22 protein-coding genes are annotated in these 22,832 nt (G+C 73.3%); 10 read left to right on the top strand and 12 right to left on the bottom strand.

Going from position 1 to position 22,832, the window contains the following annotated elements:
• Window positions 1–52: 52 nt before the first annotated feature.
• From ACZ7LY_RS25125 to ACZ7LY_RS25110, 4 genes are read right to left on the bottom strand one after another with little or no spacing between them, the layout of a single operon-like run.
• Window positions 53–1,402 (bottom strand): maltokinase N-terminal cap-like domain-containing protein, encoded by a 1,350-nt coding sequence (locus tag ACZ7LY_RS25125; RefSeq protein WP_471626951.1) that lies wholly within the window; start codon window positions 1,400–1,402, stop codon window positions 53–55.
• Between the two features lie 4 nt (window positions 1,403–1,406).
• Window positions 1,407–3,143, bottom strand: coding sequence for a maltose alpha-D-glucosyltransferase (gene treS / locus ACZ7LY_RS25120; protein WP_471626950.1), 1,737 nt, complete (start codon window positions 3,141–3,143; stop codon window positions 1,407–1,409).
• A 55-nt stretch (window positions 3,144–3,198) separates the two neighbouring features.
• A complete protein-coding gene (locus ACZ7LY_RS25115; protein ID WP_471626949.1) occupies window positions 3,199–5,265 on the bottom strand; it encodes an alpha-1,4-glucan--maltose-1-phosphate maltosyltransferase in 2,067 nt (688 codons plus the stop codon).
• Window positions 5,169–5,411 (bottom strand): DUF5133 domain-containing protein, encoded by a 243-nt coding sequence (locus tag ACZ7LY_RS25110; RefSeq protein ID WP_471626948.1) that lies wholly within the window; start codon window positions 5,409–5,411, stop codon window positions 5,169–5,171. The genes ACZ7LY_RS25115 and ACZ7LY_RS25110 overlap by 97 nt, the downstream gene beginning before the upstream one ends.
• 281 nt (window positions 5,412–5,692) lie before the next feature.
• Here ACZ7LY_RS25110 and ACZ7LY_RS25105 point away from each other — a divergent pair, with 281 nt between their 5' ends.
• Both ACZ7LY_RS25105 and glgX read left to right on the top strand, forming a co-directional pair.
• The gene (locus tag ACZ7LY_RS25105) at window positions 5,693–6,202 is read left to right on the top strand and encodes a pep a2 (protein ID WP_471626947.1); all 510 of its coding nucleotides are present in this window, start codon (window positions 5,693–5,695) and stop codon (window positions 6,200–6,202) included.
• The gene (gene glgX / locus ACZ7LY_RS25100; RefSeq protein WP_471626946.1) at window positions 6,199–8,292 is read left to right on the top strand and encodes a glycogen debranching protein GlgX; all 2,094 of its coding nucleotides are present in this window, start codon (window positions 6,199–6,201) and stop codon (window positions 8,290–8,292) included. Before ACZ7LY_RS25105 ends, glgX begins: the two co-directional genes overlap by 4 nt.
• A gap of 18 nt (window positions 8,293–8,310) precedes the next feature.
• Here the strand turns inward: glgX and ACZ7LY_RS25095 are convergent, their stop codons facing one another.
• Window positions 8,311–9,066, bottom strand: coding sequence for an acyltransferase (locus tag ACZ7LY_RS25095; protein WP_471626945.1), 756 nt, complete (start codon window positions 9,064–9,066; stop codon window positions 8,311–8,313).
• Between the two features lie 118 nt (window positions 9,067–9,184).
• On the opposite strand from ACZ7LY_RS25095, the gene ACZ7LY_RS25090 reads away from it, so the two are divergent.
• Window positions 9,185–9,712: a gamma carbonic anhydrase family protein gene (locus ACZ7LY_RS25090; RefSeq protein WP_471626944.1), complete on the top strand. Its 528-nt coding sequence runs from the start codon at window positions 9,185–9,187 to the stop codon at window positions 9,710–9,712.
• Between the two features lie 40 nt (window positions 9,713–9,752).
• Here ACZ7LY_RS25090 and ACZ7LY_RS25085 read toward each other — a convergent pair whose 3' ends face one another.
• Window positions 9,753–10,400 carry a DedA family protein gene (locus ACZ7LY_RS25085; protein WP_471626943.1) on the bottom strand — a complete coding sequence of 216 codons (648 nt, stop codon included), beginning with the start codon at window positions 10,398–10,400 and terminating at the stop codon, window positions 9,753–9,755.
• 132 nt (window positions 10,401–10,532) lie between these two features.
• On the opposite strand from ACZ7LY_RS25085, the gene ACZ7LY_RS25080 reads away from it, so the two are divergent.
• Window positions 10,533–10,784, top strand: coding sequence for a hypothetical protein (locus tag ACZ7LY_RS25080; protein WP_471626942.1), 252 nt, complete (start codon window positions 10,533–10,535; stop codon window positions 10,782–10,784).
• Window positions 10,785–10,847: 63 nt separating this feature from the next.
• On the opposite strand, the gene ACZ7LY_RS25075 is transcribed toward ACZ7LY_RS25080, so the two are convergent.
• Window positions 10,848–11,285 (bottom strand): DUF4442 domain-containing protein, encoded by a 438-nt coding sequence (locus ACZ7LY_RS25075; protein ID WP_471626977.1) that lies wholly within the window; start codon window positions 11,283–11,285, stop codon window positions 10,848–10,850.
• Between the two features lie 204 nt (window positions 11,286–11,489).
• Between ACZ7LY_RS25075 and ACZ7LY_RS25070 the strand changes: the two genes are divergently transcribed.
• Together ACZ7LY_RS25070 and ACZ7LY_RS25065 are read left to right on the top strand one after the other, a co-directional pair.
• Window positions 11,490–12,629 carry a DUF8017 domain-containing protein gene (locus ACZ7LY_RS25070; RefSeq protein ID WP_471626941.1) on the top strand — a complete coding sequence of 380 codons (1,140 nt, stop codon included), beginning with the start codon at window positions 11,490–11,492 and terminating at the stop codon, window positions 12,627–12,629.
• Window positions 12,630–12,710: 81 nt separating this feature from the next.
• Window positions 12,711–14,090: an MFS transporter gene (locus ACZ7LY_RS25065; RefSeq protein WP_471626940.1), complete on the top strand. Its 1,380-nt coding sequence runs from the start codon at window positions 12,711–12,713 to the stop codon at window positions 14,088–14,090.
• Between the two features lie 23 nt (window positions 14,091–14,113).
• On the opposite strand, the gene ACZ7LY_RS25060 is transcribed toward ACZ7LY_RS25065, so the two are convergent.
• Both ACZ7LY_RS25060 and tuf read right to left on the bottom strand, forming a co-directional pair.
• Window positions 14,114–14,977 carry a spermidine synthase gene (locus ACZ7LY_RS25060; RefSeq protein WP_471626939.1) on the bottom strand — a complete coding sequence of 288 codons (864 nt, stop codon included), beginning with the start codon at window positions 14,975–14,977 and terminating at the stop codon, window positions 14,114–14,116.
• A 66-nt stretch (window positions 14,978–15,043) separates the two neighbouring features.
• On the bottom strand, window positions 15,044–16,225 hold the full coding sequence (tuf, locus tag ACZ7LY_RS25055) for an elongation factor Tu (protein ID WP_471626938.1): 1,182 nt from the start codon (window positions 16,223–16,225) through the stop codon (window positions 15,044–15,046).
• A 523-nt stretch (window positions 16,226–16,748) separates the two neighbouring features.
• Between tuf and ACZ7LY_RS25050 the strand changes: the two genes are divergently transcribed.
• Window positions 16,749–17,456 (top strand): TVP38/TMEM64 family protein, encoded by a 708-nt coding sequence (locus tag ACZ7LY_RS25050; protein ID WP_471626937.1) that lies wholly within the window; start codon window positions 16,749–16,751, stop codon window positions 17,454–17,456.
• Between the two features lie 39 nt (window positions 17,457–17,495).
• On the opposite strand, the gene ACZ7LY_RS25045 is transcribed toward ACZ7LY_RS25050, so the two are convergent.
• Window positions 17,496–18,749, bottom strand: a complete 1,254-nt coding sequence (locus ACZ7LY_RS25045) for an MFS transporter (protein ID WP_471626936.1) — start codon at window positions 18,747–18,749, stop codon at window positions 17,496–17,498.
• 69 nt (window positions 18,750–18,818) lie between these two features.
• Here ACZ7LY_RS25045 and ACZ7LY_RS25040 point away from each other — a divergent pair, with 69 nt between their 5' ends.
• The 3 genes from ACZ7LY_RS25040 to ACZ7LY_RS25030 all read left to right on the top strand — a co-directional run bounded on the left by ACZ7LY_RS25040 (window position 18,819) and on the right by ACZ7LY_RS25030 (window position 21,248).
• The gene (locus ACZ7LY_RS25040) at window positions 18,819–19,862 is read left to right on the top strand and encodes an ArsR/SmtB family transcription factor (RefSeq protein ID WP_471626935.1); all 1,044 of its coding nucleotides are present in this window, start codon (window positions 18,819–18,821) and stop codon (window positions 19,860–19,862) included.
• Between the two features lie 211 nt (window positions 19,863–20,073).
• Window positions 20,074–20,949 (top strand): undecaprenyl-diphosphate phosphatase, encoded by an 876-nt coding sequence (locus ACZ7LY_RS25035; protein WP_471626934.1) that lies wholly within the window; start codon window positions 20,074–20,076, stop codon window positions 20,947–20,949.
• Between the two features lie 113 nt (window positions 20,950–21,062).
• Window positions 21,063–21,248 (top strand): hypothetical protein, encoded by a 186-nt coding sequence (locus tag ACZ7LY_RS25030; protein WP_471626933.1) that lies wholly within the window; start codon window positions 21,063–21,065, stop codon window positions 21,246–21,248.
• Between the two features lie 45 nt (window positions 21,249–21,293).
• Here ACZ7LY_RS25030 and ACZ7LY_RS25025 read toward each other — a convergent pair whose 3' ends face one another.
• Both ACZ7LY_RS25025 and ACZ7LY_RS25020 read right to left on the bottom strand, forming a co-directional pair.
• Window positions 21,294–22,034 carry a glucose 1-dehydrogenase gene (locus ACZ7LY_RS25025; protein ID WP_471626932.1) on the bottom strand — a complete coding sequence of 247 codons (741 nt, stop codon included), beginning with the start codon at window positions 22,032–22,034 and terminating at the stop codon, window positions 21,294–21,296.
• Between the two features lie 61 nt (window positions 22,035–22,095).
• Window positions 22,096–22,755, bottom strand: coding sequence for a maleylpyruvate isomerase N-terminal domain-containing protein (locus tag ACZ7LY_RS25020; protein ID WP_471626931.1), 660 nt, complete (start codon window positions 22,753–22,755; stop codon window positions 22,096–22,098).
• Window positions 22,756–22,832: the final 77 nt, after the last annotated feature.

Genomic DNA, 22,832 nt, shown 5'->3' with positions numbered 1-22,832 from the left:
GGCTCCTCGCCTCGGGGGATCGGGCCTGGGGTCGTCGGACGGGTTCGCTGGGTCACCGGGTCGCGGGGCGGGCGGCGAGCCGGGCCACCGCGCGCAGCGGCACGGTGATCCAGTCGGGCCGGTGGGCCGCCTCGTACAGCACTTCGTAGACGGCGCGGTCGGCCTCGTAGGCGCGCAGCAGGGTCGAGGCGGCGAGCAGGCGGAAGCCGCCGCCCTCGCCGTAGCCCGCGCAGAACGCGGTGCGGCAGCGTTCCGCCCACTCGGGGCGGGTGTTGGGGCCCATGTGGCCCGCGTAGTCGAAGGAGCGGAGCATGCCGACGACGTCGCGCAGCGGCGAGCGGTCGCCGCAGCGTTCGGCCATCGGCTGCGCGGGTTCACCCTCGAAGTCGACGACGTGCCACTGGCCCTGCGCCCACAGCACCTGGCCGAGGTGGTAGTCGCCGTGGATGCGCTGGAGCGGCAGGTCCTCGTCGCCGACGGCCGCCGCCGCGTAGATGTCGCGCAGCACGGCGGTGTGCCGGCGCAGCGCCGGGACGGTGTCGGCGGCGTGCACGAGTCTGCGGGTCATCTCCTCGGCGAGCCGGGCCAGATGGTGGGCGGAGGGGGTGCGGGTGGGGAAGGCGCGGGCGAGCGCGGTGTGCAGTTCGCCGGTGGTGCGGCCGAGGTCGCGGGCCTGTTCGACGAAGCCGCCGCGGGAGGACGCGGAGCGCAGCGCGAGCGTCCAGCCGTCGGTGGCGCCGGATATGAAGGGCTGCACCATGCCGAGCGTCGCCCAGAACGGGACGGTCGTGCAGAACCAGGCGGTCGGCGCGGGCACCCACGGGTAGCCGGAGCGGGCCAGCGCGGTCGGCACCTCCAGGTCCGGGTTGACGCCGCGCTGGAGGCGCCGGAACAGCTTGAGGATGAGGGTGTCGCCGTAGACGATCGAGGTGTTCGACTGTTCGGCGCTGACGACGCGCGGGGCGAGGTCGGCGGGCACGGCGGTGCGGGGGAAGGACTCGAAGCGCAGATGGCCGGTGCTGCCCCCGCGCCGGATCCGGTCCAGGAGGAGGACGGCGACGCGGTGGTCGTGCACGGCGTCGTACACCATGAGGTCGCGTCCGCCGGGGCCGTCCACGCGGCCCATCACGCAGTGCCGCAGCCGGGGCGGCGGGTCGACGGCCGCGCCGAGGACCAGTTGGTAGTGGGCGTCGTCGAGGTCGCCGCTCTCGCGGACGCGCACGACGAGGTGGAAGCAGTCGGGGGCGAGTTCGGTCGCGGCGACGACCACGACGTCCGTGATGCCGTGCCCGGCGCCGGTGTACCAGCGCTGCCCGGGCAGCCAGCGCCGCAGCAGGTCGGTGAGGGAGGAGCCGAGCACCAGCGAGGTCGGGCCGTCGAGTTCGGCCAGGATCGTGTTCATGGCGTCAGGTCCAATCGTGACGAGCGACGCGGGGCGTGAGGCGGCCCGAGGGCAGCAGGCGGAACCAGTAGAAGCCGTGGCCGGCGAGGGTCAGCAGATACGGCAGTTCACCGATGGCGGGGAAGCGCACGTCGCCGATCAGCTCGACGGGGTGGCGGCCGTCGTACTCCTGGAGGTCGAGTTCGGTGGGCTGCGCGAAGCGCGAGAAGTTGTGGACGCACAGCACGAGGTCGTCCTTGTACTCGCGCAGGAACGCGAGCACCGCAGGGTTGGAGGACGGCAGTTCGGTGTAGGTGCCGAGGCCGAACGCGGGGTTCTGCTTACGGATCTCGATCATCCGGCGGGTCCAGTGCAGCAGCGAGGACGGCGACGCCATCGCGGCCTCCACGTTGGTGACCTGGAAGCCGTGGATCGGGTCCATGACCGCGGGGAGGAACAGGCGCCCCGGGTCGGCCGAGGAGAAGCCCGCGTTGCGGTCGGGCGTCCACTGCATCGGCGTACGCACCGCGTCGCGGTCGCCGAGCCAGATGTTGTCGCCCATGCCGATCTCGTCGCCGTAGTACAGGATCGGCGAGCCGGGCAGCGACAGGAGCAGCGCGGTGAACAGCTCGATCTGGTTGCGGTCGTTGTCGAGGAGCGGCGCGAGGCGGCGGCGGATGCCGACGTTGGCGCGCATCCGGGGTTCCTTCGCGTACTCGGCGTACATGAAGGCCCGTTCCTCCTCGCTGACCATCTCCAGGGTCAGCTCGTCGTGGTTGCGCAGGAAGATGCCCCACTGGCACGACGACGGGATCGCGGGCGTCTTGGCGAGGATCTCCGAGACGGGGGTACGGGATTCGCGGCGCACCGCCATGAAGATGCGCGGCATGACCGGGAAGTGGAACGCCATGTGGCACTCGTCGCCGCCGGAGGCGAAGTCACCGAAGTAGTCCACGACGTCCTCGGGCCACTGGTTGGCCTCCGCCAGCAGCACGATGTCCCGGTAGTGCGCGTCCACCTCCTTGCGGACGCGCTTGAGGAACTCGTGCGTGGCGGGCAGGTTCTCGCAGTTCGTGCCGTCCTCGGCGTACAGGTACGGGACCGCGTCGAGCCGGAAGCCGTCGATGCCGAGGTCGAGCCAGAACCGCAGGGCGGCGAGGATCTCCTCCTGCACGACCGGGTTCTCGTAGTTGAGGTCCGGCTGGTGCGAGAAGAAGCGGTGGAAGTAGTACTGCTTGCGGACCGGGTCGAAGGTCCAGTTGGACGCCTCGGTGTCCACGAAGATGATCCGCGCGTCCCGGTACAGCGTGTCGTCGTCCGCCCAGACGTAGTAGTCGCCGTAGGGGCCTTCCGGGTCGCTGCGGGACTGCTGGAACCACTCGTGCTGATCGCTCGTGTGGTTCATGACGAAGTCGATGATGACCCGCATGCCGCGCTGGTGCGCCGCGTCCACGAACTCCACGAAGTCCGCGAGATCGCCGAACTCGGGCAGCGCGGCGATGTAGTTGGCCACGTCGTACCCGCCGTCCTGGAGCGGCGACTTGAAGAACGGCGGCAGCCACAGGCAGTCCACGCCGAGCCACTGGAGGTAGTCCAGCTTCGCCGTGATGCCCTTGAGGTCGCCGACCCCGTCCCCGTTGCTGTCGTAGAACGAGCGGACCAGCACTTCGTAGAAGACGGCACGCTTGTACCACTCGGGATCGCGGGGCTTGTTCTCCTTCTCGTCGGAGGATGCGGGCAGCGTGAAGTCATGCGTCGTCATGAGGGTTCTCCCTCGTTCGGTTCCTGCCGTGCCCGGCGGAGCGGTTGTTCCTGGCTCAGCCGAGGGTGAGGATGTGCGCGGGCGTGCGGCCCGGCGTCAGGCACACGTAGTTCGTGGAACTCCAGGCGTAGGTGTCGCCGGTCAGTTCGTCGCGGACGCGGAACGTGGCGTCCGGGGCGAGCCCCAGCGCCTCGCAGTCGAGGCGGACCGTGGCTTCCTGGGTGTGGTGCGGGTCGAGGTTGACGACGACCACCACGGTGTTCGCGCCCCGCCGCTTCGAGTACACGATCACCTCGTCCTTGTCGGCGTGGTGGAAGCGCACCTGTCGCAGCCCCTGGAGTGCGGGGTTGCGCCGGCGGATGGCGTTGAGGGCGGTGAGCAGCGGGGCGATGGTCCGCCCCTCGCGCGCCGCGGACTCCCAGTCGCGGGGCCGCAGTTCGTACTTCTCCGAGTGGAGGTACTCCTCGCTGCCGGGCCGCACGGGGGTGTTCTCGCACAGCTCGTAGCCGCTGTAGACACCCCACGCGGGAGAGAGCGTCGCGGCGAGCACGGCCCGCAGCTCGAACGCGGGTCGCCCGCCGTGCTGGAGGAACTCCGGGAGGATGTCGGGGGTGTTGACGAAGAAGTTGGGCCGCATGGAGGCCGCGGACTCGCCCGCCAGCTCGGTGACGTACTCCGTCAGCTCCTGCTTGGTGTTGCGCCAGGTGAAATACGTGTACGACTGCTGGAAGCCGGCCCGCGCGAGGGAGGCCATCAGGGCGGGGCGGGTGAACGCCTCGGCCAGGAAGACGACATCGGGGTCGGTCGCGTTGATGTCCGCGATCACGCGCTCCCAGAAGGCGACGGGCTTGGTGTGCGGGTTGTCCACGCGGAAGATGCGTACGCCGTGGGCCATCCAGTGCCGCAGCACCCGGGTCGTCTCCGCGATCAGTCCGGGCATGTCCTGGTCGAAGGCGATCGGGTAGATGTCCTGGTACTTCTTCGGCGGGTTCTCCGCGTACGCGATCGAGCCGTCCGGGCGGTGCCGGAACCACTCCGGGTGCTTGTCCACCCACGGGTGGTCCGGGGAGCACTGGAGCGCGAAGTCGAGCGCGATCTCCAGGCCGAGGCCGCGGGCGCGGGCGACGAACGCTTCGAAGTCCGCGAGCGTGCCGAGGTCCGGGTGGACCGCGTCGTGGCCGCCCTCGGGCGAGCCGATCGCCCAGGGCACGCCCACGTCGTGCGGGCCCGCCGTCAGCGCGTTGTCCGGGCCCTTGCGGAACGTGCGGCCGATCGGGTGGATCGGCGGCAGGTACACCACGTCGAAGCCCATCTCCGCGACGGCCGGGAGCCGTTCGGCGGCCGTGGCGAACGTGCCGCTCACCGGGGGCTTGCCGGGCTCGACGACCGCGCCCTCCGAGCGCGGGAAGAACTCGTACCAGGACCCGAACAGCGCCCGCTCCCGCTCCACGAGCAGCGGCATCGGCCGGGACTCGGTGAGCCGTTCCCGTACGGGGGCCGCGGCCAGGGCGGCGCGGACGGCGGGGGCCGTCGCCGCCGCGAGGCGTTCGGCGGGGGCGCGGGAGGCGTCGGCGAGAGCCGCGAGGGCGGTGCGCAGGGTGGCGCGCAGATGCGGGTCGGGGTGGCGGGACAGGGCCCGCTCCAGGTGGAGGGCGCCTTCTTCGAGGGTGATCTCGACGTCCACGCCGGCGCCCACCTTGACGGTGGCGTCGCGCATCCAGGTGGCGACGGGGTCGCACCAGGCGCGCACGCGGTAGGTCCAGCGGCCCGGCGCGGGCGCGCGCACCTCGGCGCTCCAGCGGTCGGTGCCGGGGCCCGTCTCGGTCATGGGCACGGGCCGGATCTCCCGCCCGTCCGGGTCGCCGAGGACGGCCTCGGCGCCGAGCACGGCGTTGCCCTCGACGAGGACGAGCGCGCTGACCGTGAACTCCTCGCCCACGACGGCCTTGGCGGGGCGGCGCCCACCGTCGACGGCGGGGCGCACGTCCTCGACGGGCAGCGGGACTCCGGCGGCGGTGGGGGCCGTCACGCGGCACCACCTCGCGCGCCGGCCGGCCGCGGCCGGGCCCGTTCCGCCGCCTCGGCGGCCTCGCGTCCGCACCGCCTGCCCGTCACCCGGCACAGGTCGGCCACGGCCCGCGCGAAACCGCGGTACGTCTCCGAGTCCGCCGGACGGGCCAGGAAGCGGCGCTCCCACGAGCGGTAGCTCCTGAGGCACCGGTCGACCTCACCGGTGGTGCGCGACGTCTCCATCGCCTCCATCGCCATCGACCTCCGCACCTCCGTCACGTCGGACCCGGGCGGGCCCGTGAGCCGTTCACGGAGGGAAAACGCGCCGTCACCGTGCGGCGCTCTCACCCATGGTGCGGCGTGTCGCGCGATCCGGCCTGTTGAACCGAGCGTGGCCGCCCGGACACGCTCCGGTTGCACGAACGGAGCAGCGCGCACACGCTGGTCAGTGACTCTCAAGCGATCACTGTTCACCTTCCGTGCGCGACGGAGCGTCCCGAGCGACGGAACCGTGGACTCCGCGGTGAGGAGCGAGAACCATGCATCAGGAAACGCCCCGCTACTACCACGTCGCTGTGGAACCGGCCCCCGAACGCGTCGGGCAGGTCCAGCGCATCATGGCGGCGCACCTGCGGTACTGGGGTCTGCAGCGCCTGGCCCCTTCGGCGACCCGCGGTCTCGGGCTACTGCTGGACCAGGCCGTCCAGGGCGTGCCCGACACCCGCGTCGAGGTCGAGGCGTGGTGGACGGGCCAGCACCTGATCAACGCCGTCTCCTACGACGGTCTCGGCGCGGCCCGCGTCCATGAGCTGCCGGCGCTGTGCTCGGAGCAGCTCGCCGCGATGAGCGACGGCTGGGGCAGTTGCACCAAGGACGCGCAGCACATCGTCTGGTTCTCGTTGCGCAGCCGCACCGGCGACCGCGAGCTCCTGGTGCCGAAGCGGCCGACGCCCACGGCGAGCGAGGCGCTCGACGTGCCGCGCACGGTGATCGTGCGGCCCGACACCGACACCGACGCCGTCTCCGTGAGCGCGGGTACCGCCTCGTGACCCAGCGGACCACGAGCAAGGGGGCGCCGCGCGTCCGCGCGGGTCGCCCCTACCCGCTGGGCGCGACGTACGACGGCCACGGCACGAACTTCGCCCTGTTCAGTGCCGTGGCCGAGCGGGTGGACCTGGTGCTCCTGGACCCGGACGGGACCGAGCACACGGTCACCCTGCCGGAGGTGGACGGCACGGTGTGGCACGGGTACGTGCCGGACGTCGCGCCGCCGCAGCAGTACGCGTACCGGGTGCACGGCCCGTGGGAGCCGGCGTCGGGCCACCGCTGCGACCCGAAGAAGCTGCTCCTCGACCCGTACGCGAAGGCCGTGCACGACCGTTCGGGCTCGGCCGGCGCGGACGGCGAGGGGCTGTGCGGAGTGGTCGTCGACCCGGCCTTCGACTGGGGCGACGACACTCCCCCGTGCCGCACGTACGCGGACTCCGTCATCTACGAGACCCATGTACGGGGGCTGACCGCGCGCCACCCGGGGGTGCCCGAGGAGTTGCGCGGCACGTACGCGGGGCTCGCCGAGCCGGCCGTCCTGGAGCATCTGACGGAGCTGAAGGTGACGGCGGTCGAGCTGCTGCCGGTGCACCAGTTCGTGCAGGACGGCTTCCTGCGCGACCGGGGGCTGTCCAACTACTGGGGCTACAACACCATCGGCTTCTTCGCCCCGCACCACGCCTACTCCGCGCACGGCACACTCGGTGAGCAGGTCACGGAGTTCAAGTCGATGGTGAAGGCGCTGCACGCGGCGGGCCTCGAAGTGATCCTGGACGTGGTCTACAACCACACGGCCGAGGGCAACGAGAAGGGGCCGACACTGTCGTTCCGCGGCATCGACAACGCCTCGTACTACCGCCTGTCGGACGACGACTTCAGCCGCTACTACGACACGACGGGCACCGGCAACAGCCTGCTGATGCGGCACCCGAACGTGCTCCAGCTCCTCATGGACTCGCTGCGCTACTGGGTGACCGAGTGCCATGTGGACGGTTTCCGCTTCGACCTGGCGGCGACGCTGGCCCGGCAGTTCCACGAGGTGGACCGGCTGTCGGCGTTCTTCGACCTCATCCAGCAGGACCCGGTGGTCAGCCGCGTCAAGCTGATCGCCGAGCCGTGGGACCTGGGTGACGGCGGCTACCAGGTGGGCAACTTCCCGCCGCAGTGGTCCGAGTGGAACGGCAAGTACCGCGACTGCGTACGGGACATGTGGCGGGCGCAGGGCACGCTCGCGGAGTTCGCGTCCCGGCTGACCGGCTCCGCCGACCTCTACCAGCGCGACCGGCGCCGGCCGAGGGCGAGCGTCAACTTCATCACCGCGCACGACGGGTTCACGCTGCGCGACCTCGTCTCGTACAACGACAAGCACAACGAGGCCAACGGCGAGGGCAACCGGGACGGCGAGAGCTTCAACCGGTCGTGGAACTGCGGTGCCGAGGGCCCCACCGACGACCCGAAGGTGCGCGCGCTGCGCGCCCGGCAGCAGCGCAACCTGCTCACGACCCTGCTGCTGTCGCAGGGCATCCCGATGCTCGGGCACGGCGACGAGCTGGGCCGCACCCAGCAGGGCAACAACAACGCCTACTGCCAGGACAACGAGCTGAGCTGGATCGACTGGGACCTGGACGGCGAGCGGCGGTCCCTGCTGGAGTTCACGCGGGCCCTGGTGGCGCTGCGCGCCGAACATCCGGTGCTGCGCCAGCGCCGGTTCTTCCGCGGCGAGCCCGCGCCCGGCGCCGGCGAGCCGCTGCCGGACGTGGAGTGGCTGCGCCCCGACGCGACGCGCATGGCGGACGGCGACTGGAACGATCCGGACGGGCACGCGCTCGCCGTGTTCCTCAACGGCGACGCCATCAAGGAGCGGGACGCGATGGGTGAGCGCGTCAAGGACGACTCGTTCCTGCTGCTGTTCAACTTCGGCTGGGACCCGGTGGAGTTCCGGCTGCCGGACTCCTCGTACGGGCAGGCGTGGACGACGCGGATCGACACGGCCGAGGAGGATCCGCCGCCGGACGAGTCGGAGCACAAGGCGTCCTCGACGCTCACCCGGGTCCCGCGGTCGCTCCTGGTCCTCACCCGCACGACGGGCTGAGCACCGGACCCCACGCGCTCAGGCGCCCCTGTCCTCTTCCCAGTCGGCCAGCGCGACGAGCTGCTCGGGCGTGATGTCGGCCGGGAGGGGGCGCGGCGCCGGGGTGCGCAACGGCGGCTGCCAGCCCCGCGCTTCGTCCCAGGTGCGTACGGGACGGGCGGGCGCGCCGGCGACGACCGCGTGATCGGGTACCTCGCCGCGGACGACCGCGCCGGCCGCGACGACGACGTTGCGCCCGAGGCGCGCGCCGGGCAGGATCACCGCGCCGGTGCCGATCCAGCAGCCGGGGCCGATGGACACGGGTTCCATGCGGGGCCACTGCTTGCCGATGGGCTCGTGCGGGTCGTCGTAGGAGTGATTGGTCGACGTGATGTAGACGTACGGGCCCATGTAGACGTCGCTGCCGACGGTGACGGTCGTGTCCGCGATGACATGGCTGCCGCGGCCGATGACGACTCCGTCGCCGAAGGTCAGGATCGGGTCGGGGCCGAGGTCGAGGTCGGGCATCAATCCGGCGGTCAGCGTGACCTGTTCGCCGATGATGCAGTGTGCGCCGAGCCGGATCCAGGGCTCGCCGAAGAGGGTGCCCTGCGGGAACGCGAGCTTCGTGCCGGGGCCGATCGCGCCGAAGGGGTGGCCGCCGGGGTGGTCGGCGGTGACCGCGCCGTGGCGCTGCGCCCAGCGCCAGCCCGCCTGTACGGCCCGGTGGGCGAGTCCGCCGCGCTTCGCGGTGCGTCGCGCGCGGGGCGGATACGCGTTCCAGTTCATCGGCACGGCGCCACGTTACTCATCCGTACGGCCGGGCCCCACCTCGGTGACCTGTGATCTTCACCCCACGGGTACGGTTCGCTCAGGCGCGACGCAGACCCGCACACACAGGGAGTACGACGGCATGTCCCACGAGCCCCTCATCGCCGGATTCGGCGGCAAGGAACCGCAGGTGGACCCGGAGGCGTTCACCGCGCCGACCTCGGTCCTCATCGGAGACGTGACGCTCCGCTCGGGGGCGGGGGTCTGGTACGGGGCGGTTCTGCGCGCGGACTGCGGGCCCATCGTGATCGGCGCCGACAGCAATATCCAGGACAACTGCACGGTCCATGTCGATCCCGGGTTCCCGGTGACGGTCGGCGAGCGGGTGTCCGTCGGGCACAACGCCGTGCTGCACGGGTGCACCGTCGAGGACGACTGCCTGGTCGGGATGGGGGCGACCGTGCTCAACGGGGCGGTCATCGGCGCCGGTTCGCTGGTCGCGGCGCAGGCGCTCGTCCCGCAGGGGATGGTCGTGCCGCCGGGGTCGCTCGTCGCGGGGGTCCCGGCGAAGGTCAAGCGGGAACTGACCGAGGAGGAGCGGGCCGGGGTCTCGCTGAACGGGGAGTTCTACGTCGGCCTCGGGCGCGAGCACCGGGCCGTCCACGAGTAGGCGGGGGCCGGGGCCTCGCGCGGGGCGGGGGCCGGGAGGCTCAGGAGTGGGCCGGTTCCGAGTCCGTGGCCTCTTCCGTCTCCCGGGCCATCTTCGCCGCCCGGCGCTTGACGATGAGCATGGAGGCCGCGCCGACCAGGACCGCCGCCGCGAGACCCACGTACGAGAAGCGCTTGAGCCAGTCCTCGGCGACGATGCCGACGTAGTAGACGACGGCGGTCGTGCCGCCGGCCCAGGCGACGCCGCCGAGGAAGTTGGCGGTGAGGAACTTCCAGTACGGCATGTGCAGGACGCCCGCCAGGGGGCCCGCGAAGATCCGCAGCAGGGCGATGAAGCGGCCGAAGAACACGGCCCACATGCCCCACTTCTCGAAGGAGCGCTCGGCGGTGGCGACATGGGCGGGCCCGAAGTGCCTCGGGAACTTGCGGCCCATCTTCTCCAGGAGCCCGCGCCCGCCCTTGCGGCCGATCGCGTAGCCGATGGAGTCGCCGATGACCGCGCCCGCCGTGGCGCAGACGCCGAGCACGACGGGGTTGACGTCGCCGTGCTGGGACGACAGGAGCGCCGCCGAGACGAGGACGATCTCGCCGGGGAGCGGGATGCCGAGGCTCTCCAGACCGATGACGCCGGCCACCAAGGCGTAGATGGCGACCGCCGGAATCGTGTCGAGCCATTCCTGGACGTGCAACGCCGTCGCCTCCCGTGCCGTTCACCCAACGCTGCCGGGCAGCCTACCTGGCGGGGCGCGGACCGGGGACACGCCCTTGGCCCGCTCCGCGTGCACTACGGTGTTGCGGCCAGCTCAACTGTGGGAGAGAACATGCGCGTTCGCGCGACCGCGGCCTTGGCCGCACTGCTTCTGGCCGCCCTGACCGCCTGCTCGGGCGGCGGGGGCGACGACGGCAAGGCCGAGCCGAAGCCCTCGGACGTGAAGAAGACGAAGAAGGTCGACTGCACGGACGACAAGCTGACGCAGGCCGAGTGGATGGCGCACTGCTCCGACGAGTCCGGTGGCGCGAGCGCCGGGCCCGAGGAGGGCGGCGCGGCGAAGGCCGGGAAGGAGCACCGCTGATCCGGTGCCGATCGAGCGACGCCGAGCCCTGCTCGGCGTCGCTTCGTGTTTCAGAGGGGCCGCTCAGCCGTTGGGGCGCAGCGTCCAGACGACGGTCATCTCGCCGGTGACCGCGCCGTCCTCGCGCTGGATGGCGATGCTGACGGGGAACTCGGGGCGCTGTCCGGCGTCCAGTTCGGCGACGACCTCGGCGGCCGGGCGGCCGAGGGTGGCCGTGGCGGTGACCGGGCCCATGGCCAGCTTCTTGTAGGAGATCTCGGCGCTGACGGCCAGCGGCACGGCGCGCGAGAGCTGCTCGCCGAACGCGGCGAGGACGATGGCCCCGCTCGCGGACTCGCCGAGCGTGAACATGGCGCCGGCGTGCGGTCCGCCGACGTGGTTGTGGTAGTCCGCCTGGTCCGGGAGCGCGACGACGGCCTTCTCCGGGGTGGTCTCGACGAAGTCGAGGTTCAGCGTGCGCGCCATCGGCACGGTGGCGGCGAGCATCTCGCCGATGGACATCTGGTCTGCGGTCATGCCCCGCACGTTACCTGCGAGTAGCTTACGGGTCCACACCGTGCCGCCCACTGATCCGCGGGCCGGGTCCCGCCGATTCCCGGGGCGGGCCGCACCTGATCGGCGCGGCCGGTCCGTGCGCCAACCGTTGCACGTCCGGTACAGGCCAGGGACCTTCAGGGCGCCGGGGACCCTCTATCGTTGACGGCCATGTGGCCAGGACAGCAGCCGCCCGGGGGCGAGCAGAACCCGCAGGACCCGAACAACCCCTCCTACCCGAACACTCCGCAGACGCCGGCGCCGAACCCGTACCAGCAGCCGGGTTACCCGTCGCCGCCGGCGCCTCCGCAGGCGCCGCACCAGGCACCGGCACCGCACCAGGCACCGGCACCTCAGCAGGCGCCGAACCCCTATCAGCAGCAGGGGTACCAGCAGCCCAACCCGTACCAGCAGCAGCCCGCGTGGAACGCGCCGACGGCTCCGATGGGGACGACTCCCCCGCCGAAGAAGCCCGGCGGCAACACCAAGATCGTGGCGATCGTCGCCGCGGCGGCCGTCGTGATCGCCGCGGGCGTCACCGGCTTCCTGGTGCTCGGGGGCGACAAGAGCGACGACGCGAAGGGCGGCGGCAAGAAGAAGGCGTCGCCGTCCGCGTCCGCCTCCGCGTCGGCGAGCGCGTCCGCCTCGGGCGCCACCGACGACAACCCGCGTGGTGAGGGCAGCGCGGTCAAGCCGGTCATCGCGGGCTGGCAGCCCGTCGTCAACACCAAGCACAAGACGGTGTTCGACGTGCCGCCCGGCTGGGAGGTCGCGGCGGGCGGCGCCGACCAGATCACCGGCTTCGAGTACGACTACAAGAACAAGAGCGGCAAGAAGGAGCACGGCATGACGACCGTCTCCGCGCCCGCCGCCTACAAGTCGAAGTGGTGCTCGGACGACACCGACCAGGACGGCCGCCAGGAGGACCACTCCCTCGCGGGCGTCGGCACGCGCGGTGAGGACGGCGCGAAGACGGCCGCGCAGGCCGCCGAGAACCGGGTGCCGTGGTGGGTCTACGGCGGCTACACCGAGCCGGACACCAAGTCGATCACCATGGGCAAGGCGAAGTCCTTCACCAACGCCCAGGGCGTCTCCGGCAGCCTCATCAAGGCGTCGTCCTCGCACACCCCGAAGAAGGGCAAGTGCGCGAGCGACGGCAAGGCGGTCGTGTTCGCCTTCCAGAACGGCGCGGGCGACTTCGTCTCCTGGGACCTGTGGTCCGCGAAGGGCGTCAAGGACGAGGTGCCGGACGCCACGATCGACAAGATCCTCAGCTCGGTCCGCTACTACAAGGACCCCACCGAGTCCTGATCCCGGCCCGCCCCGGCCGCCTCGGGCCCGGCCGGGGAAAATCGGTTTGGCAAACGGGCGGCGGGCGGCGATAGTCCCTCAGTGACCTCCGCCGCCGCCTCCCCGCCGTCCGAGCCGCCGCCGTCCAAGCGCTCGCGCCGCCCCGCGTGGGCCGGGCGCAACTACGTACTGCTGGCGGTCTCGGCGTTCATCACCACGCTCGGCGCCCACGGTGCCCTCATCGCGTCGGCGTTCGCCGTCCTGGAGACGGGCGGCGACGGCGGTGACGTAGGACTGGTCGCGGCGGCGCGCACGCTGTTCCTCGTGGTGTTCCTGCTGGTGGGCGGCGCGGTCGCGGACCGGCTCCCCCGGCACCGCGTGATGGTCGCGGCGAACGCGCTGAACTTCCTGTCGCAAGGCGCCTTCGCCCTGCTCGTCCTGCACGGCGACCCCAAGCTCTGGCAGATGATGGCGCTCAGCGCCCTCGGCGGCACCGGCCAGGCGTTCTTCAATCCGGCGGCCGAGGGCATGCTCATGTCGTCGGTGCGGGGCGAGCAGGCCAGCCGCGCGTTCGCCCTGTTCCGGATGGGCATGTCCGGCGCGGCGGTGGGCGGCGCCGCGCTCGGCGGGGCCATGGTCGCCGCGCTCGGGCCCGGCTGGGTGCTCGCGGTGGACGCGGCGGCGTTCGCGGTGGCGGGCGCGCTGCGCGCGTTCCTCGACGTGGGGCACATCGCGCCGCGCGAGGCGGGCGGCGGCCTGCTGTCGGACATGCGCGAGGGCTGGCGTGAGGTCATCGGGCGGCCCTGGCTGTGGACGATCGTCGCGCAGTTCTCCGTGGTCGTCGCGGTGGTCGGCGCCGCCGAGTCGGTGTTCGGGCCGCTCGTGGCGCGCGACGAGCTGGGCGGCGCGGGGCCCTGGGGGCTGGCGCTCGGCGCGTTCGGCGTCGGCACGGTGCTCGGCGGGCTGCTGATGATGCGCTGGAAGCCGGACCGGCTGCTGTTCGCTGCGACCCTGTCGGTGTTCTCGCTGGCGCTGCCCTCGGCGGCGCTCGCCATTCCCGTGCCGCTGCCGGTGCTCGTCGCCGTGATGTTCGTCAGCGGCGTCACCATCGAGATCTTCGGCGTCTCCTGGATCACCGCGCTGCATCAGGAGATCCCGGAGGAGAAGCTGTCCCGGGTCTCCGCCTACGACTGGTTCGGCTCGGTGGCGATGGTGCCGCTGGCGACGGCGCTCGCCGGGCCCGCCGAGTCGGCGTTCGGCCGGACGGCAGCGCTCTGGGGCTGCGCCGGTCTCGTCGTACTGGCGACGGCCGCCGTCCTGTTCGTCCCCGATGTACGCGGGCTGCGCCGCAAGCCGGCCGAGCCGGTCGCGGCGGCGGAGGCGACCGCCCAGGCACAGGCCGCAGCGACGGAGGCCGAGGCGGGCGCGGAGCCGGTGACCGCGCCGAAGAAGCAGGCCGAGGCCCCGGTCGCCCCACGCTGAACCAGGCCCCGCCGAGGCGCCGGTCACCCCACGCTGAACGAGCCCCCGGGCGGCAGCGGTGAGGGCGTCGCCTCCTCCTCCGTGACGGGCGCGGCGTCCCCGGTGAACCGCGCGAGCGCGGGGCCGTGTTCGACGCGGGCCGGGAAGGCGTCGCGGGCGGTGCGCCGGGCCAGCTCGGTCACGTCGTACGGGGTCTGCGACGCGAGCAGTACGGCGTTGCCGAATCGGCGCCCGCGCAGCACGGCGGGCTCCGCGACCAGCGCGACGTGCGCGAACACCGCGCGGAACGTGGCGAGCTGCCCGCGCAGGAAGTCGAAGGGCGCCCCGTCCGCGAGGTTCGCCGCGTAGGTGCCGCCGGGGCGGAGCACGCGGGCGGCGGCCCGGGCGTAGCCGAGGGTCGTCAGATGCGCGGGCACCCGGGAGCCGCCGAACACGTCCGCGACGACGACATCGGCGCTGTCCTCGTCCGCCGCCTCGACGAACGCGCGGGCGTCGGCCCCGTGCACGGCGACGGCCGCTCCCGCGGGCAGCGGCAGATGCTCGGTGACCAGCGCGAGCAGCGCCCGGTCCGCCTCGACGACGGTCTGCCGGGAGCCGGGGCGGGTCGCGGTGACGTACCGGGGCAGGGTGAGGGCGCCGCCGCCGAGGTGCAGCACGTCGAGCGGGGCGCCGGGCTCCGCGGCGGTGTCGAGGACGTGCCCGAGGCGGCGCGCGTACTCGAACTCCAGATGGGTCGGCTCGTCGAGGTCGACGTAGGACTGGGGCGCGCCGTCGACCGTCAGCAGCCAGGCGCGGGGCCGGTCCACGTCGGGCAGCAGCCGGGCGCTGCCGTGATCGACCTCTCGGCTGACGGGTATCGGCTCTGCGCCTGGCTCACTGACGTCCACGCCCCCATTGTGCCGGGCGCCCGGGGCCCGCCCTCACGGGTGGGACCCGGGCGCCGGGCCGCCGGTTCACTCCACCGACGTCACCGTGCCCGCGCCGACGGTCCGGCCGCCCTCGCGGATCGCGAAGCCGAGACCGGGCTCAAGGGGCGTGTCCCGGCCCAGCTCGACCGTCATCGTGACGGTGTCGCCGGGACGGGCGACGGAGGCATCGCCGAGGTCGATGTCCCCGACCACGTCCGCCGTGCGCAGGTAGAACTGCGGCCGGTACCCGGTGGTGACCGGCGTCCTGCGCCCGCCTTCGGCCGCCGACAGGACGTACACCCGCGCGGTGAAGCGGCGGGCGGGCGTGACGCTGCCGGGCTCCGCGACGACATGGCCGCGGCGGACCGCGTCCCGGGGCACCCCGCGCAGCAGCAGCGCCACGTTGTCCCCGGCCTGCGCCTCCTCCATCGGCTTGCCGAAGGTCTCGACGCCGGTGACGACCGTCTCGGCGTCCTCGGCCGGGCCGTGCACCCGGACGCGGTCGCCGACGCGGACGCGCCCGCGCTCGACGGCGCCGGTGACGACGGTGCCGCGGCCGCTGATCGTCAGCACGTTCTCGACGGACAGCAGGAACGGCGCGTCGACGTACCGCTCGGGCATCGGCACATAGGTGTCGACGGCGTCGAGCAGCGCGTCGATCGACGCGGTCCAGCGCGGGTCGCCCTCCAGCGCCTTGAGGCCGGAGACCCGGACGACGGGCACGCTGTCGCCGCCGTAGCCCTGCGCGGTGAGCAGTTCGCGCACCTCCAGTTCGACGAGGTCCGTCAGCTCCTCGTCGCCGGCGTCCGCCTTGTTGAGCGCGACGACGATGTGGTCGACGCCCACCTGGCGGGCGAGCAGTACGTGTTCGGCGGTCTGCGGCATGATCCCGTCGAGCGCGGAGACCACGAGGATCGCGCCGTCGAGCTGGGACGCGCCGGTGACCATGTTCTTCACGAAGTCGGCATGGCCCGGCATGTCGACGTGGGCGTAGTGCCGGGTGTCGGTCTCGTACTCGACGTGCGCGATGTTGATGGTGATGCCGCGCTGCGCCTCCTCGGGCGCCTTGTCGATGCGGTCGAAGGCGACGTACCGGGTGGCGCCCGCGCCCCGGTCCGCGAGGACCTTGGTGATGGCGGCGGTGAGGGTGGTCTTGCCGTGGTCGACGTGGCCCATGGTGCCGATGTTGAGGTGGGGCTTGGTGCGCACGTATGCCGTCTTGGGCATGGCTGGGGTCGTCCCTTTCCGGAACAGAAGAGTGTGGCCTCCTGGATGCGAGGCGGGGACCCCTGAGCCGGACCGACCCTCCCCCTGCGGGGTCCGCCGGAATGTCCGGGGAGGGTCAGCGTCGCGCGCCGTCGACGACGGCGGCGAGCAGGGCGGCAGCCTTCGCGGCGCCCGCGACTGCGGGCGCTGCTGCGAGGAAGGCGTACCGGAACATGGGTCAGATCATGTCCGACCCGGCGTCCCGCGTCGACCGGATTTCCGCCGGTCGTACGGGAGTCGGGCCCCGGCGCCTCGCGGACGGACAGCGAGGAGAGGGCGCCCTGGTGGGGCGGTGACAAAAGCGCGTACGGCGTCGGGGGCGGCGCCGAAGACGGCGGGGAGCCGGTCGAGCAGGGTGCCGGCGGGCGTGCTCGGTGGCGGTGCGGTGACCGTCATGTGACGCTCCGTCGGCTCCGCGGGAACTGTCGGAGAAGTGAGACACAACCTACGGCGATCTTACGGCGCTCTGGGCTAGTCTCCCCGGATGTTCGAATCCGTCCCCGCCCGTCCCGCCGGCCCGTCCGCGCGCTGGACGAGAGCACTGCTCTCGCCATGGTCGCGGCTGACGCTCCTGGTGCTGCTGCTCGCGGCGGGCGCGACCGGCGTGCTGCTGTACGAGCCGCAGCGGCTCCTGGCGGACGGCTGGCCGCCCCAGGCCGGCGGCTCGGCGGCGGTCCTGCTGTTCGCGGTGGCGTACGGGCTGTGCACGGTGGCGTTCGTGCCGCGCCCCTTGCTGAACCTGGCGGCGGGCGCGCTGTTCGGCTCGCAGCTCGGGCTCGCGGGGGCGCTGGCCGGGACGGTGCTGGGCGCGGGCGTCGCGTTCGGTCTGGGGCGGTTGCTCGGGCAGGACGCGCTGCGGCCGCTGCTGCGCGGGCGGTGGCTGAAGGCGGCGGACGGGCAGTTGAGCCGGCACGGGTTCCGTTCGATGCTGGCGGCACGGCTCTTCCCCGGCATCCCGTTCTGGGCGGCGAACTACTGCGCGGCGGTCTCCAAGATGACCTGGCCGTCGTTCCTCCTGGCGACGGCGCTCGGCTCCGTCCCGAACACGGCGGCGTACGTGGTGGCGGGCGCCCGCGCGGCCACGCCGGACTCGCCCGCCTTCCTGATCGCCATGGGGTTCATCGCGGTGACGGCGCTCGCGGGCGCGGTCGTGGCCTGGCTCAAGCGGCACAAGCTGCGCGCCCGCGTCTGATCCGGGGCCCCGGCACAGGTCAGCTCCCCGCCCGCCGGGTCAGCTCCCGGTGCGGCCGGGCGCGGGGCGCGCGTCCTTCCCCGTACGAGGAGGTCGCCCGGGCCCCTGGGACTCCTCACCCGGCACGGATGCCCGGGTGGGTGCGCGGAGCGCGGGGCCGAGCGCCAGGGTCACCGCCAGGGAGGCCGCGGAGAGCAGCGCGATCGCCGTGCCGGGGCCGGTGAGCTGGGCGAGGGCGCCGGCGATGAGGGCGGCGAGCCCCTGGCAGGTCAGCCGGCCCGCGGACTGGAGGCCGAACGCGTGTCCTTGCAGCGCGTCCGGCACCAGCGTGACCAGGCGCTCCTGGAGCAGCAGGCTCGCGGAGTAGCCGACGGAGGCCGCCGCCGCGGCGAGGACCGCGACCGGGAGCCCGGGGTGGACGGCGAAGACCAAATAGGGCGCGGCGAGCAGCAGCCGCAGCGGCGAAGCGAACCGGGCGCGCAGCCGGGGCGCCAGGAACCGTCCGGTGAACAGGTCCCCGGCGAGCATGCCGAGGGCGGCGCTCGCCAGCAGCGTGCCCGCGTGGGCGGGGTCGTAGGGGACGAAGAGGGCTTCGCAGCCGACGATCAGGCCGTTGGGGACCCACAGGGCGAGCAGGACCGCGCGGCGCGGGCGCGAGGACCACAGCAGGGCGTTGCCGAGCAGGGTCTCGCGCGGGGAGGGCCGGCCGGTGGCGCGGGCCGGACGCGCCCGTGTGCCGCACCGGACGACGGCCGCCGAGAGCAGGTGGAAGGCGGCGGCGATCAGGAGGGTGCCGCGCGGTGAGGTGAGCGCGACGAGGACGCCGCCGAGGGCGAAACCGGTGATCTGGCACAGGCCGGTGCTCATGTTGAGGGCGGACCGGCCGCGGACATAGCCGTCCGCGGTGAGGATGTCGGTGAGCACACCGAAGCGGACCCCGCCGATGAGGGCCGCCGGGAGGCCCTGGGCGAGGACCAGGGCGAGAGCGACGCCGGTCGGCAGGCCGGGCAGCGCCTGGAGCGCGGTGAGCCCGCAGAAGACCAGGGTGAGGCCCGTCTGCGCGCCGCGCGGCGGAATCCGGTCGGCCGCCGACAGCAGCGTGAACGCCCCTATGACCTGGGCGAGCGCGGGCCCGAACATGGCGAGCGCCGACAGGACGGGCGAGCCGGTGCGGGCGTAGACGAGGGAGCCGAGGGCGAGCCCGGCGACGGTCGATCCGGCGGTCTGCGAGGAGTACGAGAGGAACAGGGCGGGGTATTCGGGGGCGCGGAACAGATCCCGGTAGGTGCGCATGGACGGAGGATGCGGGGCGGGCCCGGGCCGGGGTTAATGTTTCGCGCACCGGCGAAACGTGGGGGCGCGATGGGGATCTGGCTGGTGGACGCGGACACGCTGGCGAGCAGCCGGTTCGCGGTGTCACGGCTGGCCGAGACGGTGGCCTGCCTGAAGCTGCTGCACGCGGACCGCGCCGCGCACCCGGGCGAACGAGCCTGGCTCCAGACGCGTTCGCCCGCCTACCGGGCGCGGCTCGCGGACGATCCGGTGACGGGGGCGCTGCTCGACGCGGCGCTCGGGGCGCGCTGGAACGCGGACTTCCTCACCCCTCCCCCGCCGGGCGCCGAGGAGGACGACCTGGGCGACGGGCTCGACCGGATCGCCGCCGCCTGCGACGACGCGGTCCGCGCCGACCTCGCCGTGTCGTCCCCGGGCCCGCTGCCCGCCGCGCTCGTCCGGGCGACGGGGCTCGCGGAGCGGGCGGCGGGCCTGCTCGCGTGGGTGTGGGAGGAGACCGTGCTGCCGGAGTGGCCGCGCAGGCGCCGGGTCCTGGAGGCGGATGTCGTGGCGCGGACGCGGGAGCTGACGCGGGGCGGCTGGTCCGGCGCGTTCGGCGGGCTCAAACCGTCCATGGCGTGGCTCGGCGAGGGGCGGCTGCGGGTCAACGCGCACGGGTATCCGCCCCGGGACCTCGCCGGCACCCGCCTGGTGTTCGTCCCGGTGACGCCGCAGGTGGGCTGGCTGGCGTGGGACGCGGCCGGCACCCGGCACGCCGTCATGTACCCGTGCGCGGGCGCCCTCGCCGACGCGGGCCGCGCGGCGCCGCCGACCGCGCTCGCCGCGCTGCTCGGCCCCTCCCGCGCGCGCATCCTCCAGCTCCTCGACCACCCGCTGACGACGACCCAGCTGGTGGCGCTGACCGGCCGCCCCCTCGGCTCGGTCGGCCGCCACCTCAAGGTCCTCCTCGACGCGAACCTCCTCACCCGCCGCCGCGCGGGCCGCTCGGTCCTCTACTTCCACACGCCCACGGCCCGCGCCCTCCTCGCGGCACAGCGGACGGGCGAGCCGGGCGGGCCGGCCGGCTCCGGGGAGGGGCCGCGGCGCGGGGGCGGCTCCGAGGGCGCGGGCTGAGGGCGCGGGGGCGGGGGCGCAGGGGCGGGTGGGCGCGGGGGCGGCGGGGCGTTCGCCTGGGCGTCCCGACCCCGTCGTGTTCCCGTCACTTTCGGGCGCTACGCTGCCCCACGCGTGCGCCCGAGACCCGTGTCGCGGGGGCTCGCGTCCTCATGTCCGGACCGTGTTCGCGGCCGGTTCCGCCCAGTGTCTGGATCGCGTAGCTACCTCTATGTCTTGGTTCGAATCATTCATACTCGGGCTCGTCCAGGGGCTGACGGAGTTCCTGCCGATCTCGTCGAGCGCCCATCTGCGGCTGACCGCCGCGTTCGCCGGGTGGGGCGACCCCGGCGCCGCGTTCACCGCGATCACGCAGCTCGGCACCGAGACGGCGGTGGTGATCTTCTTCCGCAAGGACATCGCGCGGATCATCTCGGCGTGGTTCCGCTCGCTCACCGACAAGTCGATGCGCGGCGACCACGACGCGCAGATGGGCTGGCTGGTCATCGTCGGCTCGATCCCGATCGGGGTGCTCGGGGTGACGCTGAAGGACCAGATCGAGGGCCCGTTCCGGGATCTGCGGCTGACGGCGACGACGCTCATCGTCATGGGCATCGTGCTCGGCGTCGCCGACCGGCTCGCGGCCCGCGACGAGATCGGCGGCCGGCACCGCGCGATCCGCTCCCGCAAAGAGCTGAAGGACCTGTCGGTCAAGGACGGCCTGATCTACGGCGTCTGCCAGGCGATGGCGCTGATCCCCGGGGTCTCCCGGTCCGGCGCGACGATCAGCGGTGGCCTCTTCCTCGGCTACACCCGCGAGTCGGCGGCCCGCTACTCCTTCCTCCTCGCCATCCCGGCCGTCCTCGCCTCCGGCGTCTTCGAGCTGAAGGACGCGAGCGCGCAGGGGCACATCGCGTGGGGGCCGACGATCCTGGCGACCCTCATCGCGTTCGGCGTGGGCTACGCGGTGATCGCCTGGCTGATGCGGTACATCTCCAGCAAGTCGTTCATGCCGTTCGTCTACTACCGCGTCGCGCTCGGCATCGCCCTGTTCGTGCTCGTCTCGGTGGGCGTCCTGAGCCCGCACGCCGCGCAGTCCTCCGGCTGACGCCCACCCGTACCGATCGGCCTACGACAACTCTCGTACGGGAGTGATCACTTGGCGCGGTCATCCGCTCGCTCAGGGTTCCCAACCGGTCGGCCCGCACGTAGCCTTGGCCCATGCCGCCCGTCCCGTATCCACCCGCTTATCCACCCGCGCGGTCTGCCGACGAGGTGAACGAGCAGATCCGCGGCCTGTGGCTGCGCACGGGCGGACGGCTGACCGCCGCGCAGCGCGAAGAGTACGAGCGGCTGGTGACGGAGTGGGCGGCCGCCGTCCGCGCGGGAGTCCCGCACGCGGCCTGACCCGGTTCACGCGTGGCGAGCCCTGCGCGGCGCGGGCCCGGGACGTCAGCGTCCGCCGGCCACCCTGAGCACCGTGCCCGTCGCGTACGACGCCTCGGACGACAGCAGCCAGGCGATGGACGCGGCGATCTCCTCGGCCCGTCCTGGCCTGCGCAGCGGGATGCCGGGGGCGGTGCGGGCGGCGCGGCCGGGGTCGCCGCTGGAGGCGTGGATCTCGGTGTCGATGACGCCGGGCGCGACCGCGTTGACCCGCACGCCGAGCGGACCGAGTTCGGTGGCGAGGCCCAGGGTGAGCGTGTCGACGGCGGCCTTGGACGCCGCGTAGTGCACGTACTCGCCGGGGCTGCCGAGGGTGGCGGCGGCCGACGACACGTTCACGATGGCGCCCCGGCCCCGGGCGCCCATGTCGCGGGCGGCGCGGCGGCAGCAGAGCAGGACGCCGAGGACGTTGATGTCGACGACGCGCCGCAGGTTCTCGGTGCTGACGTCGGCGAGGGGGCCGAGCGGGGCGGTGACCCCGGCGTTGTTGACCAGCCCGGTGAGCGGCCCGAGCGCCTCCTCGGCCTGCGTGAACATGCGCTCCACGTCGTCCTCGACGGACGTGTCGGCGCGCAGCACGGCACAGCGCGCGCCCGCCGCCCGTACGGCCTCGGCGGTGCGTTCGGCGGCGTCCTTGTCGTGGAGGTACGACAGGGCGACGTCGTGCCCGTCGCGGGCGAGGCGCAGCGCGGTGGCGGCGCCGATGCCCCGGCTGCCCCCGGTGACGAGGGTGACGGTGCTGGTCAAGCGGTCCTCCTGGAGGATGGGCGCCCGGCGCGGACAGGGGTGGACCGGGCCGGGCGGATGATCATGTCGCGCCGGGCGCACCGTACCAGCGCCACTGCTCGCGCCTCGCCCGGCCCGGGAGTTCCGCGCGCCCGGTGGCCCACAGGAGCGCGGTCCACGGGTCGGGGCCGGGGTCCACGTCGGGGAAGAGGCGGTGCAGGGCGCGGGCGCTGAGGTCGGCGGGCGCTTCGAAGGGTTCGAAGGGGACGCCGAGCCCGGCGGCGATGTCGTGGGCGTGGACCAGGGTCTCGACGACGCCCATCGCGGCGAAGCCCTCGGGGTCGGAGACGCCGAAGACGTGGAAGCCGCGGGCGGTGGGCGGCAGGGCCCGTACGACGGCGGCGAGGATCCCGCCGCACGCCTCCATCACCTGGAACAGGGCGTCAGGACCCGCCTCCCGGTCGGCCGTGACGGTGTTGGCGGGGCCCTCGGGGCGCCGCCTGCTCCACCCGAGGTCGAGGTTGCCGTCGGTCTTCTCGCGCAGGGTGCCGATGTGGGCGGCGTACCAGAAGAGGTCGTCGGCGAGGTGTTCGCCGGTCTCCCAGCACGTCCAGTCGAGGGAGCCCGCGGGGGCGTCCCAGTCGGCGTCGCGGGCCGGGGTCAGGGCGGCGACGGTGAGGGTGACGGCGGCGCCGACGTCGTCGGCGGTGACCGGGCCCGGGGCGTTGGTGTCAGCTGGCATGGCGGCGACCGTAGCAGCGATCACCGCCGCCGCCGGGGGAATTACCGCCCGGCGGGACCGGCCGCCGCGCGGGGCGG

Source organism: Streptomyces sp. NPDC107550 (assembly GCF_055639095.1).
Note: the sequence above shows the minus strand (reverse complement) of the source record. Positions and strands in the feature narration are given on the sequence as shown.

Bases quoted from the DNA above. Each gene is read 5' to 3' on its own strand.
- ACZ7LY_RS25040 (WP_471626935.1), top strand. From the start codon at position 18,819: ATGGGGATCTGGCTGGTGGACGCGGACACGCTGGCGAGCAGCCGGTTC.
- ACZ7LY_RS25070 (WP_471626941.1), top strand. From the start codon at position 11,490: ATGTGGCCAGGACAGCAGCCGCCCGGGGGCGAGCAGAACCCGCAGGAC.
- ACZ7LY_RS25080 (WP_471626942.1), top strand. From the start codon at position 10,533: ATGCGCGTTCGCGCGACCGCGGCCTTGGCCGCACTGCTTCTGGCCGCC.
- ACZ7LY_RS25050 (WP_471626937.1), top strand. From the start codon at position 16,749: ATGTTCGAATCCGTCCCCGCCCGTCCCGCCGGCCCGTCCGCGCGCTGG.
- ACZ7LY_RS25045 (WP_471626936.1), bottom strand. From the start codon at position 18,749: ATGCGCACCTACCGGGATCTGTTCCGCGCCCCCGAATACCCCGCCCTG.
- ACZ7LY_RS25075 (WP_471626977.1), bottom strand. From the start codon at position 11,285: ATGTCCATCGGCGAGATGCTCGCCGCCACCGTGCCGATGGCGCGCACG.
- ACZ7LY_RS25030 (WP_471626933.1), top strand. From the start codon at position 21,063: ATGCCGCCCGTCCCGTATCCACCCGCTTATCCACCCGCGCGGTCTGCC.
- ACZ7LY_RS25090 (WP_471626944.1), top strand. From the start codon at position 9,185: ATGTCCCACGAGCCCCTCATCGCCGGATTCGGCGGCAAGGAACCGCAG.
- treS (WP_471626950.1), bottom strand. From the start codon at position 3,143: ATGACGACGCATGACTTCACGCTGCCCGCATCCTCCGACGAGAAGGAG.
- ACZ7LY_RS25020 (WP_471626931.1), bottom strand. From the start codon at position 22,755: ATGCCAGCTGACACCAACGCCCCGGGCCCGGTCACCGCCGACGACGTC.
- tuf (WP_471626938.1), bottom strand. From the start codon at position 16,225: ATGCCCAAGACGGCATACGTGCGCACCAAGCCCCACCTCAACATCGGC.
- ACZ7LY_RS25035 (WP_471626934.1), top strand. From the start codon at position 20,074: ATGTCTTGGTTCGAATCATTCATACTCGGGCTCGTCCAGGGGCTGACG.
- ACZ7LY_RS25105 (WP_471626947.1), top strand. From the start codon at position 5,693: ATGCATCAGGAAACGCCCCGCTACTACCACGTCGCTGTGGAACCGGCC.
- ACZ7LY_RS25125 (WP_471626951.1), bottom strand. From the start codon at position 1,402: ATGAACACGATCCTGGCCGAACTCGACGGCCCGACCTCGCTGGTGCTC.
- ACZ7LY_RS25110 (WP_471626948.1), bottom strand. From the start codon at position 5,411: ATGGCGATGGAGGCGATGGAGACGTCGCGCACCACCGGTGAGGTCGAC.